The organism is Clostridioides sp. LIBA-6622 (assembly GCF_056716095.1).
The window spans coordinates 2033500-2056680 of record NZ_CP196998.1 but is presented as its reverse complement, the minus strand read 5'-3'; the positions used below and the strand labels follow the sequence as shown (position 1 = coordinate 2056680).

The window sequence follows — 23181 nt, the reverse complement described above, 5'->3', positions numbered from 1 at the left end:
TACACATTTTTATTATAGCTAATAGTTTTAAAATTTATATTTTAAAATATTTAGATTCTGATCATCTTATATTAATCTATGAAATCATAGATTTGTCCTGATACAACTAAATATCAAAAAATATCAAAATTTCCAACTTATTTGAAATTTTAATAGCAAAGAAATAAAAGAAACAAATAGTCATATATTATAAAGGGAAGAATTATATAAATTTAACTAATTAATATGTTCATTTGAAATACTATGATAAATAATTTCAAATATATAGCCTAATCTATAGGGGGTTTTAATTTTGAAAGCTGCAATTTATTCAAGAAAATCAAGATTCACTGGGAAAGGTGATTCTATAGAAAATCAAATACAACTATGTATGGATTACGCCAAATCTATTGGTATAGAAGATTTTTATATATATGAAGATGAAGGCTTTAGTGGTAGTAATATAGATAGACCACAATTTAAAAAAATGATGCAAGATGCCAAAGATAAAAAATTCAATTATCTAGTTTGTTATAGATTAGATAGAATTTCGAGAAATGTATCTGATTTTTCTACTTTAATAGAAAAATTAAACAAACTAGATATATCATTTATATCTATTAAAGAGCAATTTGATACTTCTACTCCAATGGGAAGAGCTATGATGTTTATATCAAGTGTATTTGCTCAATTAGAAAGAGAAACAATTGCAGAACGTATAAAAGATAACATGTATGAATTAGCTCGTAGTGGTAGATGGCTTGGTGGAAAAACTCCTCATGGATTTAACAGTGAAAAAATCACTTTTTTAGATGAAAATCTAAAAGAAAGAAGTATGTATAAGCTCCAAGTAAATGATGAACAAATGGAGATTGTAAAGCTAATATATAATAAGTACTTAGAACTTAGGTCATTATCAAAATTATATAAATACGTCTATCATAATGGTATAAGAGGTCCTCATGGTGGTAAATTTGACCCTAGTTCTTTATCTAGAATACTTAGAAATCCAGCATATGTAAAAGCTAATGATGAAATTTTAAAATATCTTAGAGACAATGGTATGGAGGTTGTAGGAACTGCAAATAAAAAATGTGGAATCTTAACATATGCCAAAAACACGTCTGACTCTATAGCCGCAATTGCAAAACATCATGGAGTTATAGAACCTGAGATATGGCTTGAAACTCAAAATCAACTAGATAAAAATCGTGATAAATCACCTAGAATAGCAACTGGCAAAACTGCTCTTTTATCTGGACTTATAAAATGTGGTAAGTGTGGTGCTAATATGAGAATTACCTATAAAGGTAAAAAAACTGATAAAGATTTGAAGTATTATTATGTATGTGGTACTAAAAAAACACTCGGTATTGATGGTTGTAACTGCAAAAATCTTAATGGACCATTAGTTGAGAGTTTAGTTGTAGATAAAATTAAAAATTGTAATTTAGCATCTATTATAAGTGCATTTGATAGTAATAAAATTAAGATTGATGATGCCTTTAACAATTTACATTCTGAGACTAATCTACTTAAAAATAAGGTTTTAGAGAAGGAAAAACTCATTAACAATTTAATTAAAGAACTTGCAAAAAATACTGGCAGTATAGCTTCTGATTACATAATTTCTCAAGTTGAAAGTTTAAATAATGAGATTAGTATCTTAAATAGTAAGATTAATGACCTTGAGTCTAGTGATATAAATATTAGTAGTGATTGTCTTAATATAAAGACTATTGTTAGTAATTTGAAAAAATTTAATGATGAAGTTGATAATGCCAGTTTGGAAGATAAGAGATTATTATTATCTACTATTATTGATTATGTTATTTGGGATAGTAGTTTGGGAAATCTTAATATTATTTATATGGGAGCTGAAATAGATGATTCTATTTCTTTAAAGAATTAGTTGCACTTTCTTAGCGATAGTAGAAGCAATAAGCATATCAGATAAGGTTGCAATATTATCTAAAAGACCTGCTACCATAAAAAACATTTACGACATTGAACTTAATATGGATGGAACAAAGACGCCTCTCAAAACACGTAAAGTTCCTGATTTTCAAAAGTATTTCGACATATTATGGAAGGAGCTAGATACACATGAGGCTTAATAAAAGATCAGAAGGATATATAAACTATGTTAAAGGTGTAAAAAGAGAAAAAAGAAATGTATTGCTCTACCAGTTATTAATTCTAGTTGGTTTTATTGTAGTCTGGGAGCTTCTAGCTGACTTAAATGTTATAAATACATTTCTATTTAGCAAACCAAGTGATATTTACAATTTATTTATTCAATATGCATCTAGTGGACAATTATTTAAACATATTGGAGTATCTGTATATGAAACTGTACTTGGTCTTGTTATAGGGACTGTTTTAGGTATCTTGGTAGCTATTGCTCTTTGGTGGTCAGAGAAATTATCAAAAATATTGGACCCGTTTTTGGTAGTTTTAAATGCTCTTCCTAAGACTGCTTTGGCTCCTATAATTATAGTTTGGGTAGGCGCTGGAATAGAAGGAATCGTCGTAACAGCTGTAACTATTTCTGTTGTTGTTACTATACTTTCAGCTTATAATTATTTTATGAATATGGATGAAGAGAAAATTAAAATGTTAAAAAGTTTTGGAGCTAGCAAATCCCAGATACTTTTTAAACTTATATTACCTGCAAATACAGGAAATTTAATAAATCTAACTAAAATTAATATTGGTATGGCATGGGTAGGCGTAATTGTTGGAGAATTCTTAGTTTCAAGATATGGAATAGGATACTTAATAGTATATGGCTCTCAAGTATTCAAATTGGATTTAGTAATGATGGGTGTATTTGTATTGGCTATCTGTGCATGGGCAATGTACGCTGTAGTTAATATTATAGAAAAAATATATAATTCTAGATAGATATTTTTTCATTCAAGCTATTTGATTATTTTGGTGATTATAATAAGGAATGATTTCTTGTAAATAATCATTTTTCTAAATTTAAAAGATTGATTTTTAATAATTAAAGCTGTAGGAATATTTGTGAAGAGATAAGACAAATTTACCTACAGTTTTTAGTGTGTAAATAATAAAAAAGATTAAATAATAATTATTTAGGTGATAATTTTAAAGACTACTGAATATAATTATATGTCGGTTAAAGACGTATGAAAATAAAAGGAATTTAGAAGTTACATGTTGTATAAATATTGTATATGCAGCATGTAATAAATCTTAGCACTATTTATATTCTGTACAAAAAGATATTTGAAGGGAGATTAAAAATGGGAATATTAGAGGGAGCTGCAATGATAAGAAAAATTGCAATTAAAATAGCTAAAGAAAAAGGGATTACAGAACAAAAGGCATGGCCTGAAGCTGTAAAAGAATTTAAAGAAAAATATGAACTTGTATTATAAACCTTGATTATAAAACTGTCTCGATTTTATTGAGACAGTTTTCTTATTTTAAATTACTTTGTTTCCAATATATTTATAATATAAATCTGTTTTTAATACTATTTTTAAGGTATAAACCTTATATATTAGACATACATTTGGGAGGGATTAATTTGGAAAATAAAATTGAAAATAGATGTTCATGGCAAGAATATTTTATGCGATTATGTGAGACAGTAGCTGAAAGAGGTACTTGCGATAGAGCTTATGTGGGTGCTATAATTGTAAATTCAGAAAATAGAATTGTATCTACTGGATATAATGGTAGTATCTCTGGAGATAAGCATTGTAGTGAAGTTGGTCATGAAATGAGAGATGGACATTGTATTAGGACAATTCATGCTGAGCAAAATGCTCTCTACTATTGTGCAAAAGAAGGTATTGCAGTTAAAGACTGTTCCATTTATGTAACTCATTTCCCTTGTTTAAATTGTACTAAAGCTATAATTCAATCTGGAATTAAACATATATATTATAGAAATGGATATAGAATGGATGAATATGCTATAAAATTATTGAAATCAAGCAATGTCTTATATACAAAACTATCACTTTAATACTCTTTACCTAAATAATCTATAAATTTACAAAATATCTTATATTAAAACTATAAGATGTAAAAAGAAACAAATTTCTAAGTTATGCATATATTAAATAGAGGTTAGATTTAATTGAAAAGGAGATGCATAATTTGAAAATAGTAGTAATACCAGGACATACTTTAACTGGAAAAGGTACAGGAGCTGTTGGATATATAAATGAAGGTAAAGAAACAAGAATAATGAATGACTTGATTGTCAAATGGCTTAAAATAGGAGGAGCTACTGTTTATACAGGAAGAGTTGATGAATCAAATAATCATTTGTCAGACCAGTGTAAAATAGCAAACAAACAAGAAACTGATTTAGCTGTTCAAATTCATTTTAATGCAAATGTCACAACTTCAGCTCCAGAAGGTACTGAAACAATATATAAAACTAATAATGGGAAAATACATGCAGAAAGAGTAAATGCTAAATTAGCTACAGTGTTCAAAAACAGAGGTGCAAAATCTGATGTAAGAGGTCTTTATTGGCTTAATCATACTGATGCACCAGCAATATTAATAGAAGTATGTTTTGTAGATAGTAAGGCAGATACAGATTACTACATTAACAATAAAGATAAAGTTGCTAAATTGATAGCAGAAGGAATATTAAATAAATCTATATCAAGTTCTCAGGGGGGAAATAAAGTGTATGAAAATGTAATAGTTTATACAGGAGATGCTGACAAAGTAGCAGCTCAGATTTTATACTGGCAATTAAAAGATGCTTTAATGGTTGAAGCATCTAGCTATAAGCAAGGTTTAGGTAAAAAAGTTTATGTTATAGGTGGAGAAGCTAATAGACTTGTAAAAGGCGATGTCGTAATAAATGGTGCTGATAGATATGAAACTGTTAAATTGGCATTAAAACAAATAGATAAGTTGTAAGAAAATGATTATTTTATAAAAAGTCCAATAAAAAGATGTATCTAATTATTAGTTTGTTAATAAATAGATACATCTTTACTTATTCATATTAATTTTATCAATAAATTATTTTCTGTCTTAATAATCTTCTTATTAAAATTAGTATTATTTTTTATCTAAGAAAATATTCTTGATTATAGTCAATATATCAACTATAACATCCATATTTGATTTGACACTGTCTTTAGTAACAAGAAAGTCTGCTGTAACTTCAGTAACCGCTTCTGTTACATCTTTCATATTTTCTCCTACTTCGCCAAAATTTTCTACAACACTAGGAAGATTATTTAAAGTTGTATTTATATTTTGGGCATTTTCGTTTAACACAGTTCCAACATTATTTAAAATCTTATGTAATTTAGCAAGTACAATAATTAAATAAACTAAAGCAACACATCCAAGTATAGCTAATAATATATATATTATACTTATATTGATTGTTATTGTATTGTTCATTCCTATTCCTCAGTAACACTAACTGGTTCAACAATATCTATTATTTTATCTTCCTCATTAGAATGTTCAGTGTTCTTTTTAGTATCTATATATTTTCTTATTTTTTTCTTTGACTCCACAAAATTTCCTCTTCTATCTTCTAACTTGACAGACATTTTATCTTTTACATCTACTGTTTTCATGTTTATTTTTTCAGCAATCTGTTGTGAAGCATCTTTTATGTCTTCTCTTGTTTCTTTACCTGATTTAGGAGCCAACAATACCCCACTCACTGCACCAGTAACAGCACCTAATACTACTCCAGCTGTAGCAACTTTAGCTTGCTTAAGTTTTTCAGCCCTTTGTTTAGCTTTTCTCTTATCTTCTATTTTCTTTGATAAACTCATATCTAATCGCCCCTTATTATAATATTTCTAAATATTATAATACATTTTTTTCCATAATGATATAGTTTCTAACTAAATTTTTAGAAACTAATACAAAAAAATATACTTTTATATAAGTTTACTTAATCGTTCAAAAAACAATAAGAGAGGAATTAATCCTCTCTTTTAAATTTAATTAGATTTGGCAGGGCGGCGTATCCTGCATCTCTATTAACTACTCCATAGTAGCGTATTGGGTGCCTTTTCCAACCTCAAATCTAACTAATAAATATCTACGTATATATTAATATTATAACTTATTTAACAATATTTTTCAATAGTTTGGAAAAAATAATAATATTATGTTAACTATCATATTGTTTTACTCTTCCACTACTAATTCTACTTTCTAATTTGGCTTCTTTTATAGCATATAGTGAAGATACATATAAATAGCCCTTGTTTGTATCGAGTTCTGTAGCCACTAAAATATAATCATCAATTTTTTTTATAAACTCTACACTTTTTCCAGGCTTTTTAGGATGACTGCCTATATATTCAGGTGATTTGAGTACCATTTTTATAGTATCTATTATATCATTAACAATATCCTTACTTAATTGACACCTATGTTTTTTCTTTATATGTTTTATAACACCAGAAGAAGCATAAATTTTACCAGTATATTCAATTCCAGCAAGTTCTGCCGTTTCTTCATCTATGATTCCAACAACTTTGTCTGTAGACATATAAAGCACGTTCCTTTCTAAGGTAATTTACTGTTAATACTGTAAAATTTATTAAAATTAAATATCTCTATTTAAAGTATAGTTTATTCCAAAAAGAAAAGATAGTATAATATAGTTTTTTCATATGTGACTTTATATAACCTCTTTTTATATAATTTATAAATAGCAAATAATGTTCTTTTTACAAGTATTTTTAAAATTTTTTAGTGTTATAGAATCCTATTTGTATATTAAATTCTTTGCCTAAAAGCAAATAATATAGTATTTGCATACTATAAAACGTTTTCTTTTGGGAATTTATATGATAATATTGTTTATATATAAAATAAATTTCTAATAGGAGGACATTATGGATACTCAACAACAAGAAGTATATAGAAAATTGGATGAATTAAATATACCTTACGAAGCTGTAAATCATCCACCAGTTTATACAATTGAAGAAATGGAACAATTAAAAACATTACATATGGAATTTGTTGTAAAAAATTTGTTTCTTCGTGATGCTAAAGGGAAAGAACATTTTTTAGTTGTATTAGGTAAGGATAAAAAAGCAGATTTAAAAGATATTCGTCAACAGATTGATAGTAAGCCTCTTAGCTTTGCATCAGAAGAAAGACTTCAGAAATACTTAAAACTTACTAAGGGAGCTGTAACTCCTTTTGGTATATTAAATGATACAGATGCTATTGTTAAAGTTGTATTTGATAAGGACTTATTAAAAATGGATAAGATAGGTATACATCCAAATGACAATACTGCTACAGTATTTTTAAAATTTGAAGACATGAAAAAACTTATAGAACAAAATGGAAATGAAATATATTATGTAGAAGTATAATTATTACGTACTAGAAAAGGCAAAAGAAATAATTACTTTTGCCTTCTTTAAAAAATACGCTTATCCTTTCAACTTGTCAGTTAAAATTTTCTTTATAAGCTAAGTCAACTATTCTTTATTATCTTTTTCTCGCGGCTACAAGTAACATCATAGGTCTGCGCAATTCATCTTTCATTTCAGGAATTGTATCTAATAGTTTTTCTTCTGGTTGAGGTTCAATTATTTCTAATATTTCAAAATCAGTTTTATTTAATGTATTTAGATAAGTTGTTAGTGTTTTATGATATTTTATAACTTCTTCTCCTAAAAAATTAGATTTACGTATTCCCTCTGTAAAATACCTATCAACTGGCCAATGAAGAGGATTACCATCTTTGTCACAATACCATTCTTGAGTTCCATATGCAGTGAATATAGGATGTTCAACAGAAAATACGAACTCACCTCCACTTAAAAGGCAGTCACTTATTTTCTTACATATATCTTCAAATGATTGAATATAATGTAGTGCCAAAGAACTAATAACTATATCAAAACTATCTTTAGGATAATTGATATCTTCAATAGGCATACATATGTACTTTATATTATCAAATTTTGTTTTGTTTCTAGCTTCTTTTAACATTTTTTCTGAAATATCAATTCCCACAGCAGAATCTGCGCCATTTTCAACTGCATATTTACAATGCCATCCAAATCCACAACCTAAATCTAAAACTCGTTTTCCTTTAAAGTCGGGTAACATCTTTTTTAAAATATGCCATTCTCCAGCACCTGCTAGCCCATTTATAGAACGTTCCATTTTACTATATTTATCAAAAAATTCGTCATTATCATATTTATTTTGTTTCATATTATTTCCTCCATTTTAATTATGTTTGTCCAGTAATACTCAATTAAATTTATATATAAAATTAGATAATTTCATACAAAAATAATCTGACTTTATATATATAAATTCTTTTCATATAAATTAATCTATTTTATATATATAATAAATTAGTATTTGTATATAGCACTCCAGAATAATATTATTTTAATTTTACCCTTTAAATTATAAATAATCAATATAATTTATCTAAGATTACACATTGCTTAAAACATAAAACTCAAGTTTATTTTTAAGTTTTTGTAGAAATTGAATAAGTATATATACATTTTTGTAACAACTACAATAAATATTTAATACTATATATTATTCGGATGTCTTATGGGAGGGATTTATTATGTTTAAAAAAATAGTTGCAATTGCAAGTTCTATTGTTATAGGCACACTATGTCTAACTGGATGTGATTTTAATTCTAATGATAAAAAAGATGACTCTTCTTCATCTAAAAATCTAGATAAAGTAACTATAGCCGAAGTTACTCATTCTGTTTTTTATGCTCCTCAATATGCTGCTATTACAAAAGGTTTTTTTGAAGATGAAGGTATAAAAATCGACCTTATAAATGCTCAAGGTGCAGATAAAACTATGGCGGCTTTGATTTCAGGTGAAGCAAATGTAGGGCTAATGGGTCCTGAAGCGTCTATATATGTATATAATCAAAACAAAAATGATTATGCAGTAAACTTTGCTCAATTGACTAAAAGAGATGGAAGTTTTCTAGTAGCTAGAAAAAAAATGTCTAATTTCTCTTATGATGATTTAAAAGGAAAAGAAATATTAGGTGGTAGAAAAGGTGGAGTTCCACTTATGACTTTTGAATATGTTCTAAAAGACAAAGGGCTTACTATAGGAGAAAATATAAAAGCAGGTAATGTTAATGTAAGAACTGATGTACAAATATCAGTATGTTTATAACATAAATTTATAATCTCTAAACTACATATTTTATAATTGCTTATCTTAAATACAAAACTTCAAAGCTCGAGGGTATAGAAATAAATTACAGTTAATTTCTGTATCCTTGAGCTTTTTACATTCCATAATTTAATTAACTTGGTGTTTTTTAAAATTATTTTTAATAAAAGGTAAGAAAAGAATTGTAAATACTAAACATGTAAAAATAATCATAGTTGGTAAATCTATTATTAAATTACCAATTTTGTAATCTATATAATTAGCAAATGAAAATGAAATAGCATTCGATGGCAAAATTCGTAAAATCAGATTATAAAGTTTATTGGTTTCACTATATTGTAAAAACATTGGTACAAGAAGTATTATTATATTCGTAATTAAAACTGGAAAAGGTGATTTCATGCAAGAGGATAATAAAAGTGTAAAACTAATTAATGCTAGTAATATCATATAAATAATTAATATGCTTAGTAAAGTTGCTTGTAAAAGTGTATATGGATATGGAACTGAGCTATCTGTAAGTTGTAGTGGCAAATTCCAGCCATCCATTCCAAAAGACAAAATGAGTATTCCAATACATATAATTGTATTTATTATAAAAATAATTGTACCAAATAAAAATGAACTTATTATTTTAGCAGTTATAACTTTGCTTTTTCCATATTTAGAAGACAATATCACTGAGTCAGTACCTGATTGGTATTCTCCTGAAAATACAGAAGCTATACTTATACAAATAGCTAATATAGTAAAAATCAACAAATCTCTCGCCAATATAAAATCATCCCAACCTTTATAATATCCATTTAAATAGGGTTCACTTATTTCCTTATTCTTAGATAACCAAAATTCCTTTTCTTTTTGTGTATAATTACCATCTTTATATTCCATATTTAAGATTGTATTTATTTTTTTATTTCTAGATTTATAAAAATCAATACCATTTTTTAGTGACATTGTTTTAATTATAGAGGAATCCAAATCATTGGGCTTACTATATGATTCTGCTATAAAATTATAAAAACTCTTATTAGGATAAAAGAATTTCCAGTAAATATCTGGTTTAAAATCTGAAAATCCATTCTCATCTTTTATAATATTTCTTGGATTATTAAACATTTTTTGATATTCTTTAACTGAAGTTTCTACTTTTTTATCTGTTATGTACCCCTCATTTAATTTAGATTGTTGCTTTTTTAGTTCAATAGCCTGTAGAACTCTATACTCCTTTCCATTCTCATCATAAGCTCTTTCTTTAAGGGGCATTAAAGAAAAAAGAATCATACTTAGGGCTAAACTGCCTAAAATAACTGCTATTGTAGACTTTCTTTTTATTATTTTTTTTAATTCAAATTTAATTAATATAGACATATTTATCTCCTTATATATTTATAGTCCCTCGTTAATACAGTATAAATACAAATCTTCTAATGTTGGTTTTAAATTACATGCATTATCATGTGGTTTTATGTCACTTACAATTCTAAGATTTACGACTCCTCCAGAATGATGAATATTTGCTAAACAATATCTATCAGACAGATACTCTAATTCATTTTCATTAATTACACATTTCCACACTTTATCTTTTATTTTTGAAGTTACATCTTCAACTGAACCAGTTAAAATAAAACTTCCTTTTTTCATTATTAAAATCTTATCTGCAATATACTCTACATCAGATACAATATGAGTAGATAAAATAACTATTTTCTTTTTAGAGAATTCTGAAATTAAATTACGAAATCTAACTCGTTCTTTAGGGTCTAATCCTGCTGTTGGTTCATCTAATATTAAAATTTTAGGGTCGTTAAGTAGTGTTTGAGCAAATCCTAGCCTTTGTTTCATACCCCCAGAGAATGTTTTTATTTTTTTATTAATTACATCTGATAAACCGACCATTTCCAATAATTCTTGTGTTTTTTTCTTTGCATGACTAGGTATCAATCCCTTTAATGAAGCTATATATAACATAAATTCTTTTGCAGTAAAATCTGGATAATATCCAAAGTCTTGAGGAAGATACCCAATCATATCTCTAAAATCTTCTCCCATATCCAAGTTATTTTTACCATCTATCTTTACTTCTCCAGATGATGGGCTTAATATCCCACAAATCATTCTCATAAGAGTAGTCTTTCCTGCTCCATTTTCTCCTAAAAATCCATATATACCTTCATTTAATCTAAATTCTATTTTATCTACTATAATTTTGTTATTATACTGTTTTGTTAAGCCTTCTACACTTAGCTCCATACTTATCCCTCCTGATATTGTATATTCTTATTTTTTATTTAGACAATAATATTTTCAAACGAACGAATATGTCTCCATGTTTTTCTTATTTCATATACTAATATTGCTGATGTGACCATAAAAACAATTAGCCATTGGTTTATTGATTCAAATTGATATATACTTTTTCTAAAAGTACCTAGTGTAAATATCAATAATACAAGAGATACGCCATATATCATACAATAATAATTCGTATTTTTACCTTTGTTTTTATTTATAATTTCCATACATCCTATACACATTAAGTTAAATGGCACTAGTATATAAATTATTATGTACAGTACATTTAAATTAATAGTTTGTTTGGCAGATATCAAAATAATAAGCATAAACAACAAATCACTTATCCCAAATACTAGCATTCTAGTAGCAATAATTTTGTGTAGTGTATTTTTTGTTGAAAATTCTATTTCTAAAACACTACTATTATACACTTTTGCTAACTCTTCTATATTAGTTAAGATAAAAAGTGGAAATGTAGCAGAAATCAAGGATAAAGTATTGTAAAGTGAATTACTATCTCTTGATGTATTAAATAAAAATAAGCATATTATGCACAGTACTAAAAATTGTATAATCCAAGTTCTTTTTCGTATAAAGCCAATTTGAGAGATAAAAAATTCTATACTATTCATTCTCTTATCTGCATGATTAAATGTTAATTCATGTATAGCTTTAACTGTTTTTTCAAGTGCTGAAACATTGTATTTTGGAACTTTATACTCATATAAACTTTCTTTAAGTTTTTTATTTTTCATAATTTACCTCCTTCCAGATATAATTTTAGTTTTTTTAATGCTCTATTCATTCTATACTTTGTGACAGAGACGCTTGAATCCATAATCTTAGCAATATCCTTAAACTTTAAATCATGATAATACCTTAAAATTATCACTTCAAATTCTGTTTCTGGTAGTTTAATCAAAGCTTCTTTTACAAATATTTTGTTTTCAACATCTACTAATTCTTGCTTTGAAATCTCTTTATCTAATGACTCTAAATATATTGGTTGCTTTTTCTTCCATAAGTCCTTACACTTGTTTTTAGCAATAACATATAAATAGTTTTCAAACTTACCATAATGTTTATAATCACTTATGTTTTTTATAACTGTTATAAATACATCTTGAGTTAAATCTTGTGCAGTCATTTGATTGTCTACATGGCGATAACAATAACAATAGATGCTATCATAGTATTTTTTGATTAGAGTATCAAATAATTCTTTTTCCCCTGCTTTTATTTTTGATATAATCCGAGCATCATTCACTATTACCACCTCCGTCATTATATATAACGATTTAGACTATAAAAAAGTCAGTATAAAAAATAATTTATTATTTTTATGGTTATTCATAAATGCAATTATCTTATAATTATCTCTATTTATTAGTCCATACACACAAACAATTCCATTATATCAAATACCATACTTTTAACCCTAAATATTTATAATTCAACAATGAATAGTTTTACATTTGCAAATTTTATTTACATAGTATAAATGACTTTTAAGATTTTATATAACAAAAAGACAGACATTCCAATAGAATTTATCTGCCTTATTTTAATGTATATCCTACATTTATATAAAGTACAATATGTAGATTTTTATTACTAACATCAATCTTTAATATTATTTAATAATTTCTCAAACCACTCTATATTCACTAAGTGATGAGAAAGAGAATTCTCTAACATCATTTTAAAATAAAGAGAATTTGTTTTATCATTTTCTATAGATTCATTTAATAGAGAAATTCTTACTTGAGTTTGCTTAATTTGCATTTCCAATAATTCTATCAACTTTTCATTTTTATAATCATTGGCAAATAAAAGCGCTGCATAAAATGATAGATTTATATACTCTGTTTTAGAACCGTACTTATGCATTAGTTTTTCAAATTCTTGGCATCCTAGTTCAGTAATTATGTAGTTGTGAGTTTCTCTATTCTTATTAGATTGTTTATTTTCAACTTTTTCAATAAACTTTTTTTCTTCAAGTTGCTGTAAATTATAATAAAAAGAACCTTTAGTGAAATTTACTATATACTTATAATGCTTCTTTTCCATTGATGCTAATAACTCATATCCATAAGAATTTGGGGTTTGTTTTAATAACCCCAAAATTAATAATGGTATCAAAAAATCGCCTCTTTCAAGTTATATTTTCTAATCTATTAATGAATATTATCTAATTATCATTAAGTTTGATAAGTTGAGATTCAAATTCATCATATGATATCTTTCCTAGTGCCAAATCCATACTATTTATATATATTTTTTCTGGTTTTGTATATATTTTGGAATCACTAGATATTATCAATTCATTTTCATTAGCTAATTCTTCCATAACGTGCTTTTTATTATAAAAAGCTTCAAAATAACGTAATCCAAATTTTCTTTGAGATATGGCATCAATATGAATACCATCAGGATTAGATGTAAGACCTGTGGCTGTAACAAAGTAACAATTATCTTGTTCAAAGGCAAATTTTTGTAACTCTTGATTGATAAATGCATACTCAGTACAACTTTTTCCAAAGCCTACTTTGCCTAAGAAATCTCCCAAGCCACCAATGATAATAGGTATATCTGGAATATTTAATTCTTTTCTAAGAGCATCAATAATAGAAAGTAATTTTTTATAATAAAATTTATAGTTACTATTATTACTGTCATTTTCTCCTTGATGCCACAAAATCCCTGTCAATTCACTGCTTTTCATAGCAAATTTAGCTTCACTTATAGCATGTTTGAAAAGTATACCATCTACATTCCATTCATCTAAAGAACTGCCCCCCTCAGCACAAGGAATTAGACCAATTCTATCCTCCTTGTTTTCACAACACCATGCCTCTGCAAATGATGCAGCAAGACTTATCCCAGAAACTGGACGGTCATAATTAATAGGCTCTGTCATCATTTGCCATCTTCCATTACGTAACATCAGTATTCTCTCATTATAAATTGGAGGCACTTCACTTATGAATCCTCTTCCAGCCATATTGGACTGACCTAACATTAAAAATGATTTAATCATTATTATTATCCTTTCTTAAACTCTTATTATACTTATTTTTTCCGATAGTCTAATTAGACTATTTATGTTTATATTATAGTTTAATTAGACTATAAGTCAATAGCATTATAGAATATATTATAAAAAAGACTTGTCCTACTTAATTTATCAAAGAAGTGCTAATGACTAGCAGCTTCTTTGTTTGAATTTTTTATTTGTAATTGTCTATCTACCATTATTTTTTCTATTGCTTCATATATTATTGTATCTTTTTCTTGCTTTTCCTCTAATGTGAATTTTCTTCCTAATATTGTTTCAGGAGATACTACATGGCATATTGTCTTTCCGTGTAGTACTGTCATGGATATTTTATAACCATTCTCGTCTGTTGGAACATCTACATCATCATTTAGATATGTTATAGCAGTTGTACCATCCAAGTCTTTTTCTATCTTTGGCATTTAAATCCCCTCCTTTTTATATTTTATGTATCTTAAAAATTGTCCTATTCTCAATCAATATTTATAATTGACTGCCTAAGCTTTATTTGGTTAAGGGTAAACTTCAAAATAGTTAACTATGAATAAAATATTACATATGATTAAATGTTTAATCTAAAATATTATAAAAATTTCATAATATTTTAAAACTGTTATCTTATATAAAATTAATTGTTAAATTATGATATACTTTAATGTGAAAAACAATACTATTTAGTCATTTTTGTAGTTAATTACAAACTTTCTCATGCTCATTCTCTATCAGGCTAGTTAATTAGTGCATAGAAAGAGAGGATTAACTATTTTAAAATAGATATTATATAAATTACAAGGAGCTGATTTTATGGAATGGATTGAAAGATTAAACAAAGCAATTAACTATATTGAAGAAAACATAGCAAAAGAAATTGAATATGAACAAGTGGCAAAAATAGCTTGTTGCTCTACATATCATTTTCAAAGAATGTTTGCTTATATGGCAGATGTACCACTTTCTGAATATATTCGTCGTAGACGGATGTCTTTGGCGGCTGTAGAATTGCAGAATGATGATAAAAAAATAATTGATGTGGCTTTAAAATATGGCTATTCTTCTCCAACAGCATTTAATCGTGCATTTAAAAGCATTCATGGTGTTGCTCCATCAGTTATAAAAAAAGGAGAAATAACAACTTTAAAGGCCTTTCCACCAATCAGCTTCAAAATTAGTATAAAAGGAGCCGAAGAAATGAATTATAGAATTGAAAAAAAAGAAGCATTTCGTATAGTTGGTGTATCTCAACCACTTCACACTGAATTAGAAAAGAATTTTGAAATTGTTCCTCAAATGTGGCAAAAAGTTGCTTTAGATGGAACTCTTCAAAAGTTAATACCTATGATGGATAGTCAACCTCAAGGTGTATTAGGTATAAGTATTTGTAATGATTTAGAAGAATGGAAGTATTTTATATCAGTTTCAAGTACAAAATCTATAGATGATACATTAGACGAATACACTATTCCAGCTTTTACTTGGGCTATATTCTCTGGAGAAGGACAATGCCCACAGGCAATTCAAGAATTAGAAAAGCGTATTGTAACAGAATGGCTACCTACTTCTGGGTATGAATATGATAATGGTCCAGATATTGAGCTTTACTTAAATCCAGACCCACAAAATGCTAAGTTTGAAGTATGGATACCTGTTGTAAAAAAATAATTTGAAATTTAAAATATAATTAATGTTTAAAACTATAAATATAAACATTTATTCAAATTATAATATTTTAAATAGACTATAGAAATTACCATATAAAAAATAAATCCTTAAAAATATATCTTATATTTTGAGGATTTATTTTTTGTATTTTAAATATAATCAATTTGTTGTTGAATATAATATATTCAAGGAGTGTGATTTAATGAATGTCGCAATTTACTTACGTAAAAGCAGAGCTGATGAAGAAGCAGAACATAGAGGCGAATTTGAAACACTAAGTAGGCATAAGACAACTCTTTTAAAGTTAGCAAAAGAGCAGGATTTGAATGTCATTGATATTAAAGAAGAGCTTATTTCTGGTGAAAGTATAGAATACAGACCTAAAATGGTAGAACTACTAGATGAAGTTAAAAATAGTAACTACGATGCAGTTTTAGTAATGGATATCGACCGTTTAGGACGTGGAAATATGCAAGACCAGGGATTGATATTAGATACATTTAAAAAATCTAAGACAAAAATTATTACTCCTAGAAAAATTTATGATTTAAATGATGAGTTTGATGAAGAATATTCAGAGTTTGAAGCTTTTATGGCTCGTAAAGAATTAAAATTAATATCTAGGCGTATGCAAAGAGGAAAAATTAAAAGTATTGAAGAAGGTAAATTTATAGCTCAAGCACCTCCTTATGGGTATGACATTAAATATTTAAACAATAAAGAAAGAATACTTATAATCAATGAAGATAAAGCAACTGTTGTTAAAATAATCTTTGATATGTATTTAAAGGGAGATGGTGCATGTAAAATATCTAGTTATTTAAACGAACTTGGTTATAAAACAACAACAGGTAGGACTTGGTATGAAAAAGGTGTTAGAGATATTATAAAAAATAAAGTGTATTGTGGATATATAGTATGGAATAAAGTTGAGAGAAAAAGAAATTCTAGCAGAACTAGAGGTATTGAAGAACAGATTGAAGTAAAAGGAAAACATGAACCAATAATAAGTGAAGATGTATGGAGTAAAGCACAGAATATAAGAAAAAAGCGTAGTAATTCTCCGACACCAAACAATAAAATAACTAATCCATTAGCTGGGATTGTAAAATGTGGATACTGCAATCATACTTTAGTAGCTAAATCCAATACTACATCAAGTGGATATGAGAAATATATGGTCTGTACTAATTGTAAAAATAAAGCTACAAAATTATACATATTAGAAAATAAAATTTTATCAGTTTTAAATAAGTGGTTAATAGATTACAAACTATCTTTAAAAGAAGAAAAAGATAATTTTAAAATTAAAGATAACTTAGAGAATACTTTAGTAAGTTTAAATAAAGAATTTAATAATCTAGAAAAACAAAAAGAGCGATTACATGATTTTTTAGAACAAGGTATTTATGACAATAATACATTTTTGGAACGTTCAAAGATACTTACATCACGTATAGAAGATATAAGAAAATCTATAAATAAAACAAACATAGATATAAAAATTGAAAAAGAAAGAAAAGCAGTTGAAACACAGATTGTTCCTCAACTTGAAAGAATCTTAAGTGAATATACAGAAGATAAAGAACCACATTTAAAAAACATACTACTTAAAACTATAATTAATTATGCTGTATATAAAAAAGAACCTAGTCAAAAATCTGATGATTTTTCTTTAACGCTCTACCCTAATATCCCAAGAAATTAATTAAAAATTAAATACATATTTTAATGTTATAATTAGACTGATTACCAATTTGGTGTAATGGCAGGAGCTTTTGCAGGCGGAGAAGGAGACTTCACAACAGCTTTTGAACCTACAGCAACAGCTATGGAAAAAGAAGGTAGTGGGTATATAGTTACATCTATAGGAAAAGATTCTGGTGAAATACCATTTACAGCTTACTCTACTACTAGATCATATATGAAAAATAATAAAGATTTAATTCAAAGATTTACAAATGCTGTTTATAAAGGTCAACTATGGGTTCAACAAGCACCTAGTAAAGATATAGCTAAAGCTATGCAACCTTTCTTTGAAGATATATCTTTAGAAGATTTAACAACAGTTGTAGATAGATACAAATCAATAGATGCATGGTCTCAAAATCCTATATTAAAAGAAGAAGGATTGAATAAATTAATGACTGTTATGAAAGAAGCTAAAGAATTAGACAAAGAAGCTCCTTATAAAGATATTGTAAATACTGAATTTGCTGAGAATGCTATAAAAAATATAAAATAAAAATATATTTTCATCATTAATGAAAAAGAGGCTTATCTCTATTTTGAGATAGCCTCTTTTTATTTTTTGAGATTAAAGTTTATATAAAAAAATAGAAATCAAAGTACTAAGTGTACTTATATATCTATCCTCTGTATTCTGCTCCAGCATTGATTTTTGTTATTTGAACAGCTACCATTTCTTCTTTGCTTCCATTCGTAATCTCATGCCATTCTCCTGTTGGTACAAAGATAGTATCACCATCTTTTACATCACATTCATGTTCACCAAGCTTCATTTTACCTTCTCCTTTTAGGAAAACAAATATTTGTTCACCATTAGGATGTCTATGAGCATTAAGAACTTGATTAGGTTTAAAATAATAAACTTCTGAAGTTATATCACTCCCAGCGAACACTGGTATTTTTGGAACTGCTGCATCATTATATTTAGCTAAGCTTCCATCTAATAGATTCTTTTTATTTTCATGCATACTAGAAATACCTCTTTTCTATATTATAGATTTACTCTTATTATTCCAATATAAAAAAATAGTATTCTCATACTCAATAATAGGAATAAAATTCTTCTTTTCTTAAAATATAGTAAAATTTACTCATATACTTAGAAAACGTACCTTTATGGATATAAAAATAGCATGAAGTGATAAGTTTTAGATTCTTTTGAGATATATAATTTTGAGATAAGTAAAAGATATGAATATTTTTATAAAAAAAATTAAAACTATATAAGGACCAACTTGCTTTAAGGAATAGTACTGCGAAGTTGGCCCTTATAAAATATGAGAAAAAGTGTTAGTATTCTTTTAATTAATATAAAATATTTTTTTTATATTAAAACTTCCTTTTAAAACAATCATCATGACAATTGCAACTATGGTCATTGCAATAACAATCATTACAGCAATTGCAACTATATTTATCACAACAACTGTCTTTGTAACAATTACAGCAAGGGTCATCACAACAACAATCTTTACAACAGTTACAACAAGGTTTATCACAACAACACTGCTCAATTTTCACTTTTACTCTTGATATATTATTGTTAGGGTTTGAATCTGGTGTTGTTGAAGTCACTTTTGCAGTATTTATTAGTTTATCATTACATGTTGGTTTTACAAATCCTCTTAATAGAATAACTCTTAAAGCTCCTGCTGGTAATGTACCTATGTCAAGACTTTCAGTCCATGGTTTAAAACTTATACCTCTATCCAATGAAAACTCTGCTTTACTAAGCTTATTTGAGACATTGTCTATTAAAATAACATTTTGAGCATCTTCTGGTCCTTCATTTGATACTTTTATTAAAAAGTCTATTTGTTCTCCTACACACACTTCTTTTTTATTTACTAATTTTATTACAGAAATATCTGCTGATGAGCTTACTTCTGCTTCTGATGTTGAAGTATTGTTATTTAGATTTGGGTCATACGTAGTTGAACTTACAGTTGCAGTATTTACAATAATGCCTACTGCTGTTTGGCTTACTGTTCCCATTATTATAATATTTCTTACTTCTCTAGCATTTAGAGTACCTATATTAAGTCTTCCAGTCCATGGATGAAAAGTTGCTCCATTATCTATTGAGTATTCTGGATTTAAAATAGGAGTTGGTATATTGTCTGTTAATATAACATTTTGGGCAGCAGATGGTCCTGTATTTGAAACCTCAATAACATAAATAAATGTTTCTCCTGGTATAGCAATTTGTTCATTTTCTTTTATTACAGATATATCTGCTGATGAACTTACTTCTATTTCTGCTGTTGAAGTATTATTATCTAAATTTGGATCAGGTGTAGGTGAGCTTACAGTTGCAGTATTTACAATCATACCTGATGCTGTTTGACTTACTAGACCTTCTATTATAATACTTCTTATCTCTCCAGAATTCAAAGTACCTATATTAAGGCTTCCAGTCCATGGTTGGAAAGTTACGCCTCCGTTTACTGAGTACTCTGGGTTTAGAATAGAATTTGGTACATTATCTGTTAAAATAACATTCTGTGCAGCAGAAGGTCCTGCATTTGTAATTACTATAGTATAACTAAAAGTTTCTCCTGGAACTGGCGTATCCATATTAGTAGTTTTTGTTACGCCTATATCTGCTGATGCAATAATAGGAGTTGTTACTGTTGATGAATCTACAACTGGTTCTGGTACATTTGCACTTACTTCTGCTGTATTTGTAATATATCCTGTGGCTGTTGAACTTACTAATCCCTTTATAATAATTCTTATTAATTGTCCTGGTGGCACTGTACCTATATTAAGACTTCCAGTCCATGGCTGGAAAGTTACTCCATTATCTATTGAGTATTCTGGATTCAAAATAGGAGCAGGTATATTATCTGTCAAAACCACACTTGTAGCATTAGATGGCCCTTCATTAAAAATACCAATTGTATATACAAATTCTTCTCCTGGTACAGCTACATCTTCATCAGCCACTTTTATAATAGAAATACCTGCTTGTGGATTAACAGGTGTAATAGTAGTTGATATATTATTACTTAAATCTGGGTCAGGTGTAGATGAAACGACTGTTGCTGTGTTTACTATTTCTCCTGTAGCATTTAAACTGACTATTCCCTGTATTAAAATTGTTGCTGAAGCTCCAGAACCCAAAGTTCCTATACCAAAACTTCCAGTCCATGGTTGAAAAGTTACTCCTCCATTTGTTGAGTACTCTGGATTTAAAATAGAATCTGGTATATCATCGTTTAATATTACATTTTCAGCATTTGATGGTCCTAAATTTACTACTTCAATAGTATATTTTAATAAAGTTCCTGGTATAGCTGAGTTAGGTTCTGACGTTTTAACTATCAAAAGGTCTGCCAACAAACTTACTTCTGTATCTATTGTAGACGTATTATTTCTAGGGTTTGGGTCTGATGTAGTTGAAGATACTGTAGCTGTATTTCTTATAGTACCCATTGCTGATGGATTTACAAGACCTCTAATTATAATAACTCTTACTTCTCCTACTCCTAAAGTTCCTATATTAAGACTTCCAGTCCATGGTTGGAAAGTTATTCCTCCATTTGATGAATACTCTGGATTCAAGATGGAAGCAGGTATATTATCTGTTAAGATTACATTTTCAGATGGATATGGTCCATTATTTATAACTTTTATAGTATACATCAGTTCTTCCCCTGGATTCACAACATCAGGCTCAGACATCTTTGTAACTTCAATATCTGCTGTTATTACCAAAAGTGGAACTGGATTAGAATCTACTGAAAAATCATTTGGTATTCCTCCTTCTACAGGTGTATAAGAGTAATCTATAGTTGCTATATTATTAATTGGATTTGGATTAGGAATACCTTCTACTCTTACATCAATGGTTACTTCAACACTTGTTCCTCCTCCAACATTTGGCAATGTAAAACCTATATTAGGGTCTACTCCTGATATAGATGCACCATTAACTGTTACACTTCCAGGTATAAATAACAAACCATTTGGAACAATATCTCTAAAAAATACATTAGTTAAAGGACTACTACAAGTATTATCTAGTCTAACTGTGTATGTGACTACATCTCCTACATTTGCAGACGTTGTATTGCTTGTTTTTATCGGAGTAAATGTTGGTATTTCAATTTCTCTTAAAGAAACATCATCTATAGCATAATCATTTCCGACAGCACCTTCTCCTTCGCTAAAAAATTCTACTGTAAGTTGATTATTATTTTGAGAATTAATGATAGTACCTACTTCTTTCCATTCTGGTGCGTTTGTATTAACTGGAATTTGAGTTCCTAATGTTGCCTGATACAATATATTATTATTTTGGTCAAGTATTCTTACGCCTAATTGTGGTGGTGGATATCCTGTTACCTTAAAAAGATTTAAAATCCATGTACTAAATAGGAAATTAGTATTAGGTATAACGGATACTGTTGATCTAAAAAAGACAGCACCTGGATTAAAACCATTTACTATCATCATTCTACCTGTTTCATTTCCTGTAGTATGGTCAGCAATACGCCACCAAGCTCCTATAACGTTACTCATCGTATTTGTCATAATGTTTTGTACTGTGTATTCTCCATCTATAGGTGTAAACTTAGTCGGGTCTGGCACCACATACGTAAAATCTGGCGTTACATCTGGGTAAGGTTCTATTGCAGGACCTGTATTACTTGGTGTACCTGGTTGGAAAAAACCAAATGTTCCATTATCCGCATCTGTAATAAGATTTATATCAGATACAGATACACAAGGGTCCAATATATTTTGTATAGGTGTATAAATTACAGCTCCATTTAATATATTTTGATTTGTTATATCAGAACCTGTTACTGTTATTAATAGTGTGTTAGGTGTTGTACAATCTAGGTTTGTTGAACCTGTAGGGGGATTTGTTACAAAAGTAATAGGTGGTGTTTCGGCAATTATAACCTTAAATTTATTTTATAGTTTATTTTTTATAGGAGATAAACTATTTATGTAATAATTTTTAAAAACTATCACATAAATAGTAAATGGCATAAAATATACTATTTTATGCCATTTTTAAAGAATTGAGTATTTTCAATATATACACAAGTATAAAATTAAGTTTTGTCAGTGAAATGTCAGTAATTTTTTTATTATTTTTATTATTTTTTTAGATTTAAATATATCAAAAGTATGGTTTTATATTCTAAAGTATCAAACAAAATATCATAAAATCATTGATATCTTTTTTCTTCATAACAATTTTAAATTAAAAGTAATTTCGAAAATACACATTAAAACTCAGCTA

Annotated in this window: 23 protein-coding genes; 10 read left to right on the top strand and 13 right to left on the bottom strand. The window is 27.6% G+C overall.

Translation table 11 applies throughout. The features are described 5' to 3' along the window. Positions 1-292 precede the first annotated feature (292 nt). From ACTG47_RS09935 to ACTG47_RS09915, 5 genes are all read left to right on the top strand, one after another. Positions 293-1891: a recombinase family protein gene (locus ACTG47_RS09935; protein ID WP_479927043.1), complete on the top strand. Its 1599-nt coding sequence runs from the start codon at positions 293-295 to the stop codon at positions 1889-1891. 194 nt (positions 1892-2085) lie between these two features. Further along, complete coding sequence (locus tag ACTG47_RS09930; RefSeq protein WP_479927042.1) at positions 2086-2886, top strand: ABC transporter permease; 801 nt, start codon at positions 2086-2088, stop codon at positions 2884-2886. Between the two features lie 365 nt (positions 2887-3251). Beyond that, on the top strand, positions 3252-3386 hold the full coding sequence (locus ACTG47_RS09925; RefSeq protein ID WP_021384696.1) for a hypothetical protein: 135 nt from the start codon (positions 3252-3254) through the stop codon (positions 3384-3386). A 152-nt stretch (positions 3387-3538) separates the two neighbouring features. Beyond that, complete coding sequence (locus ACTG47_RS09920; protein ID WP_479927041.1) at positions 3539-3982, top strand: deoxycytidylate deaminase; 444 nt, start codon at positions 3539-3541, stop codon at positions 3980-3982. Between the two features lie 134 nt (positions 3983-4116). Further along, a complete protein-coding gene (locus tag ACTG47_RS09915) occupies positions 4117-4899 on the top strand; it encodes an N-acetylmuramoyl-L-alanine amidase (RefSeq protein ID WP_479927040.1) in 783 nt (260 codons plus the stop codon). A gap of 144 nt (positions 4900-5043) precedes the next feature. On the opposite strand, the gene ACTG47_RS09910 is transcribed toward ACTG47_RS09915, so the two are convergent. From ACTG47_RS09910 to ACTG47_RS09900, 3 genes are all read right to left on the bottom strand, one after another. Continuing rightward, positions 5044-5394, bottom strand: coding sequence for a hypothetical protein (locus ACTG47_RS09910; protein ID WP_479927039.1), 351 nt, complete (start codon positions 5392-5394; stop codon positions 5044-5046). Between the two features lie 2 nt (positions 5395-5396). After that, entirely contained in the window at positions 5397-5780 is a 384-nt protein-coding gene (locus tag ACTG47_RS09905; protein ID WP_479927038.1) for a YtxH domain-containing protein, read from the bottom strand. Between the two features lie 344 nt (positions 5781-6124). Then, positions 6125-6508 (bottom strand): PBECR3 domain-containing polyvalent protein, encoded by a 384-nt coding sequence (locus tag ACTG47_RS09900; RefSeq protein ID WP_169466881.1) that lies wholly within the window; start codon positions 6506-6508, stop codon positions 6125-6127. 349 nt (positions 6509-6857) lie between these two features. Here ACTG47_RS09900 and ACTG47_RS09895 point away from each other — a divergent pair, with 349 nt between their 5' ends. Then, a complete protein-coding gene (locus tag ACTG47_RS09895) occupies positions 6858-7349 on the top strand; it encodes a prolyl-tRNA synthetase associated domain-containing protein (RefSeq protein WP_169466880.1) in 492 nt (163 codons plus the stop codon). 118 nt (positions 7350-7467) lie between these two features. Here the strand turns inward: ACTG47_RS09895 and ACTG47_RS09890 are convergent, their stop codons facing one another. Then, a complete protein-coding gene (locus ACTG47_RS09890) occupies positions 7468-8202 on the bottom strand; it encodes a class I SAM-dependent methyltransferase (protein WP_479927037.1) in 735 nt (244 codons plus the stop codon). A gap of 373 nt (positions 8203-8575) precedes the next feature. Here ACTG47_RS09890 and ACTG47_RS09885 point away from each other — a divergent pair, with 373 nt between their 5' ends. After that, on the top strand, positions 8576-9154 hold the full coding sequence (locus ACTG47_RS09885) for an ABC transporter substrate-binding protein (protein ID WP_479927036.1): 579 nt from the start codon (positions 8576-8578) through the stop codon (positions 9152-9154). Between the two features lie 129 nt (positions 9155-9283). On the opposite strand, the gene ACTG47_RS09880 is transcribed toward ACTG47_RS09885, so the two are convergent. From ACTG47_RS09880 to ACTG47_RS09850, 7 genes are all read right to left on the bottom strand, one after another. Continuing rightward, positions 9284-10525, bottom strand: a complete 1242-nt coding sequence (locus ACTG47_RS09880; RefSeq protein ID WP_479927035.1) for an ABC transporter permease — start codon at positions 10523-10525, stop codon at positions 9284-9286. Positions 10526-10543: 18 nt separating this feature from the next. Next, complete coding sequence (locus ACTG47_RS09875) at positions 10544-11410, bottom strand: ABC transporter ATP-binding protein (RefSeq protein WP_479927034.1); 867 nt, start codon at positions 11408-11410, stop codon at positions 10544-10546. Between the two features lie 38 nt (positions 11411-11448). After that, positions 11449-12210: a hypothetical protein gene (locus ACTG47_RS09870; RefSeq protein WP_169466860.1), complete on the bottom strand. Its 762-nt coding sequence runs from the start codon at positions 12208-12210 to the stop codon at positions 11449-11451. Further along, complete coding sequence (locus tag ACTG47_RS09865; protein ID WP_479927033.1) at positions 12207-12722, bottom strand: RNA polymerase sigma factor; 516 nt, start codon at positions 12720-12722, stop codon at positions 12207-12209. Before ACTG47_RS09865 ends, ACTG47_RS09870 begins: the two co-directional genes overlap by 4 nt. Positions 12723-13075: 353 nt before the next feature. After that, entirely contained in the window at positions 13076-13597 is a 522-nt protein-coding gene (locus ACTG47_RS09860; protein WP_479927032.1) for a helix-turn-helix transcriptional regulator, read from the bottom strand. 49 nt (positions 13598-13646) lie between these two features. Next, positions 13647-14495, bottom strand: a complete 849-nt coding sequence (locus tag ACTG47_RS09855; protein WP_479927031.1) for a sialate O-acetylesterase — start codon at positions 14493-14495, stop codon at positions 13647-13649. Between the two features lie 158 nt (positions 14496-14653). After that, on the bottom strand, positions 14654-14935 hold the full coding sequence (locus ACTG47_RS09850; RefSeq protein WP_479927030.1) for a hypothetical protein: 282 nt from the start codon (positions 14933-14935) through the stop codon (positions 14654-14656). A gap of 382 nt (positions 14936-15317) precedes the next feature. On the opposite strand from ACTG47_RS09850, the gene ACTG47_RS09845 reads away from it, so the two are divergent. The 3 genes from ACTG47_RS09845 to ACTG47_RS09835 all read left to right on the top strand — a co-directional run bounded on the left by ACTG47_RS09845 (position 15318) and on the right by ACTG47_RS09835 (position 18417). Then, positions 15318-16172, top strand: coding sequence for an AraC family transcriptional regulator (locus tag ACTG47_RS09845; protein WP_479927029.1), 855 nt, complete (start codon positions 15318-15320; stop codon positions 16170-16172). A 202-nt stretch (positions 16173-16374) separates the two neighbouring features. Then, a complete protein-coding gene (locus ACTG47_RS09840) occupies positions 16375-17880 on the top strand; it encodes a recombinase family protein (protein WP_479927028.1) in 1506 nt (501 codons plus the stop codon). 57 nt (positions 17881-17937) lie between these two features. After that, a complete protein-coding gene (locus ACTG47_RS09835; RefSeq protein ID WP_479927027.1) occupies positions 17938-18417 on the top strand; it encodes an ABC transporter substrate-binding protein in 480 nt (159 codons plus the stop codon). A 124-nt stretch (positions 18418-18541) separates the two neighbouring features. On the opposite strand, the gene ACTG47_RS09830 is transcribed toward ACTG47_RS09835, so the two are convergent. Next, the gene (locus ACTG47_RS09830; RefSeq protein ID WP_479927026.1) at positions 18542-18889 is read right to left on the bottom strand and encodes a cupin domain-containing protein; all 348 of its coding nucleotides are present in this window, start codon (positions 18887-18889) and stop codon (positions 18542-18544) included. Positions 18890-19250: 361 nt separating this feature from the next. Then, positions 19251-22832: a hypothetical protein gene (locus ACTG47_RS09825; protein ID WP_479927075.1), complete on the bottom strand. Its 3582-nt coding sequence runs from the start codon at positions 22830-22832 to the stop codon at positions 19251-19253. Between the last annotated feature and the right edge of the window lie 349 nt (positions 22833-23181).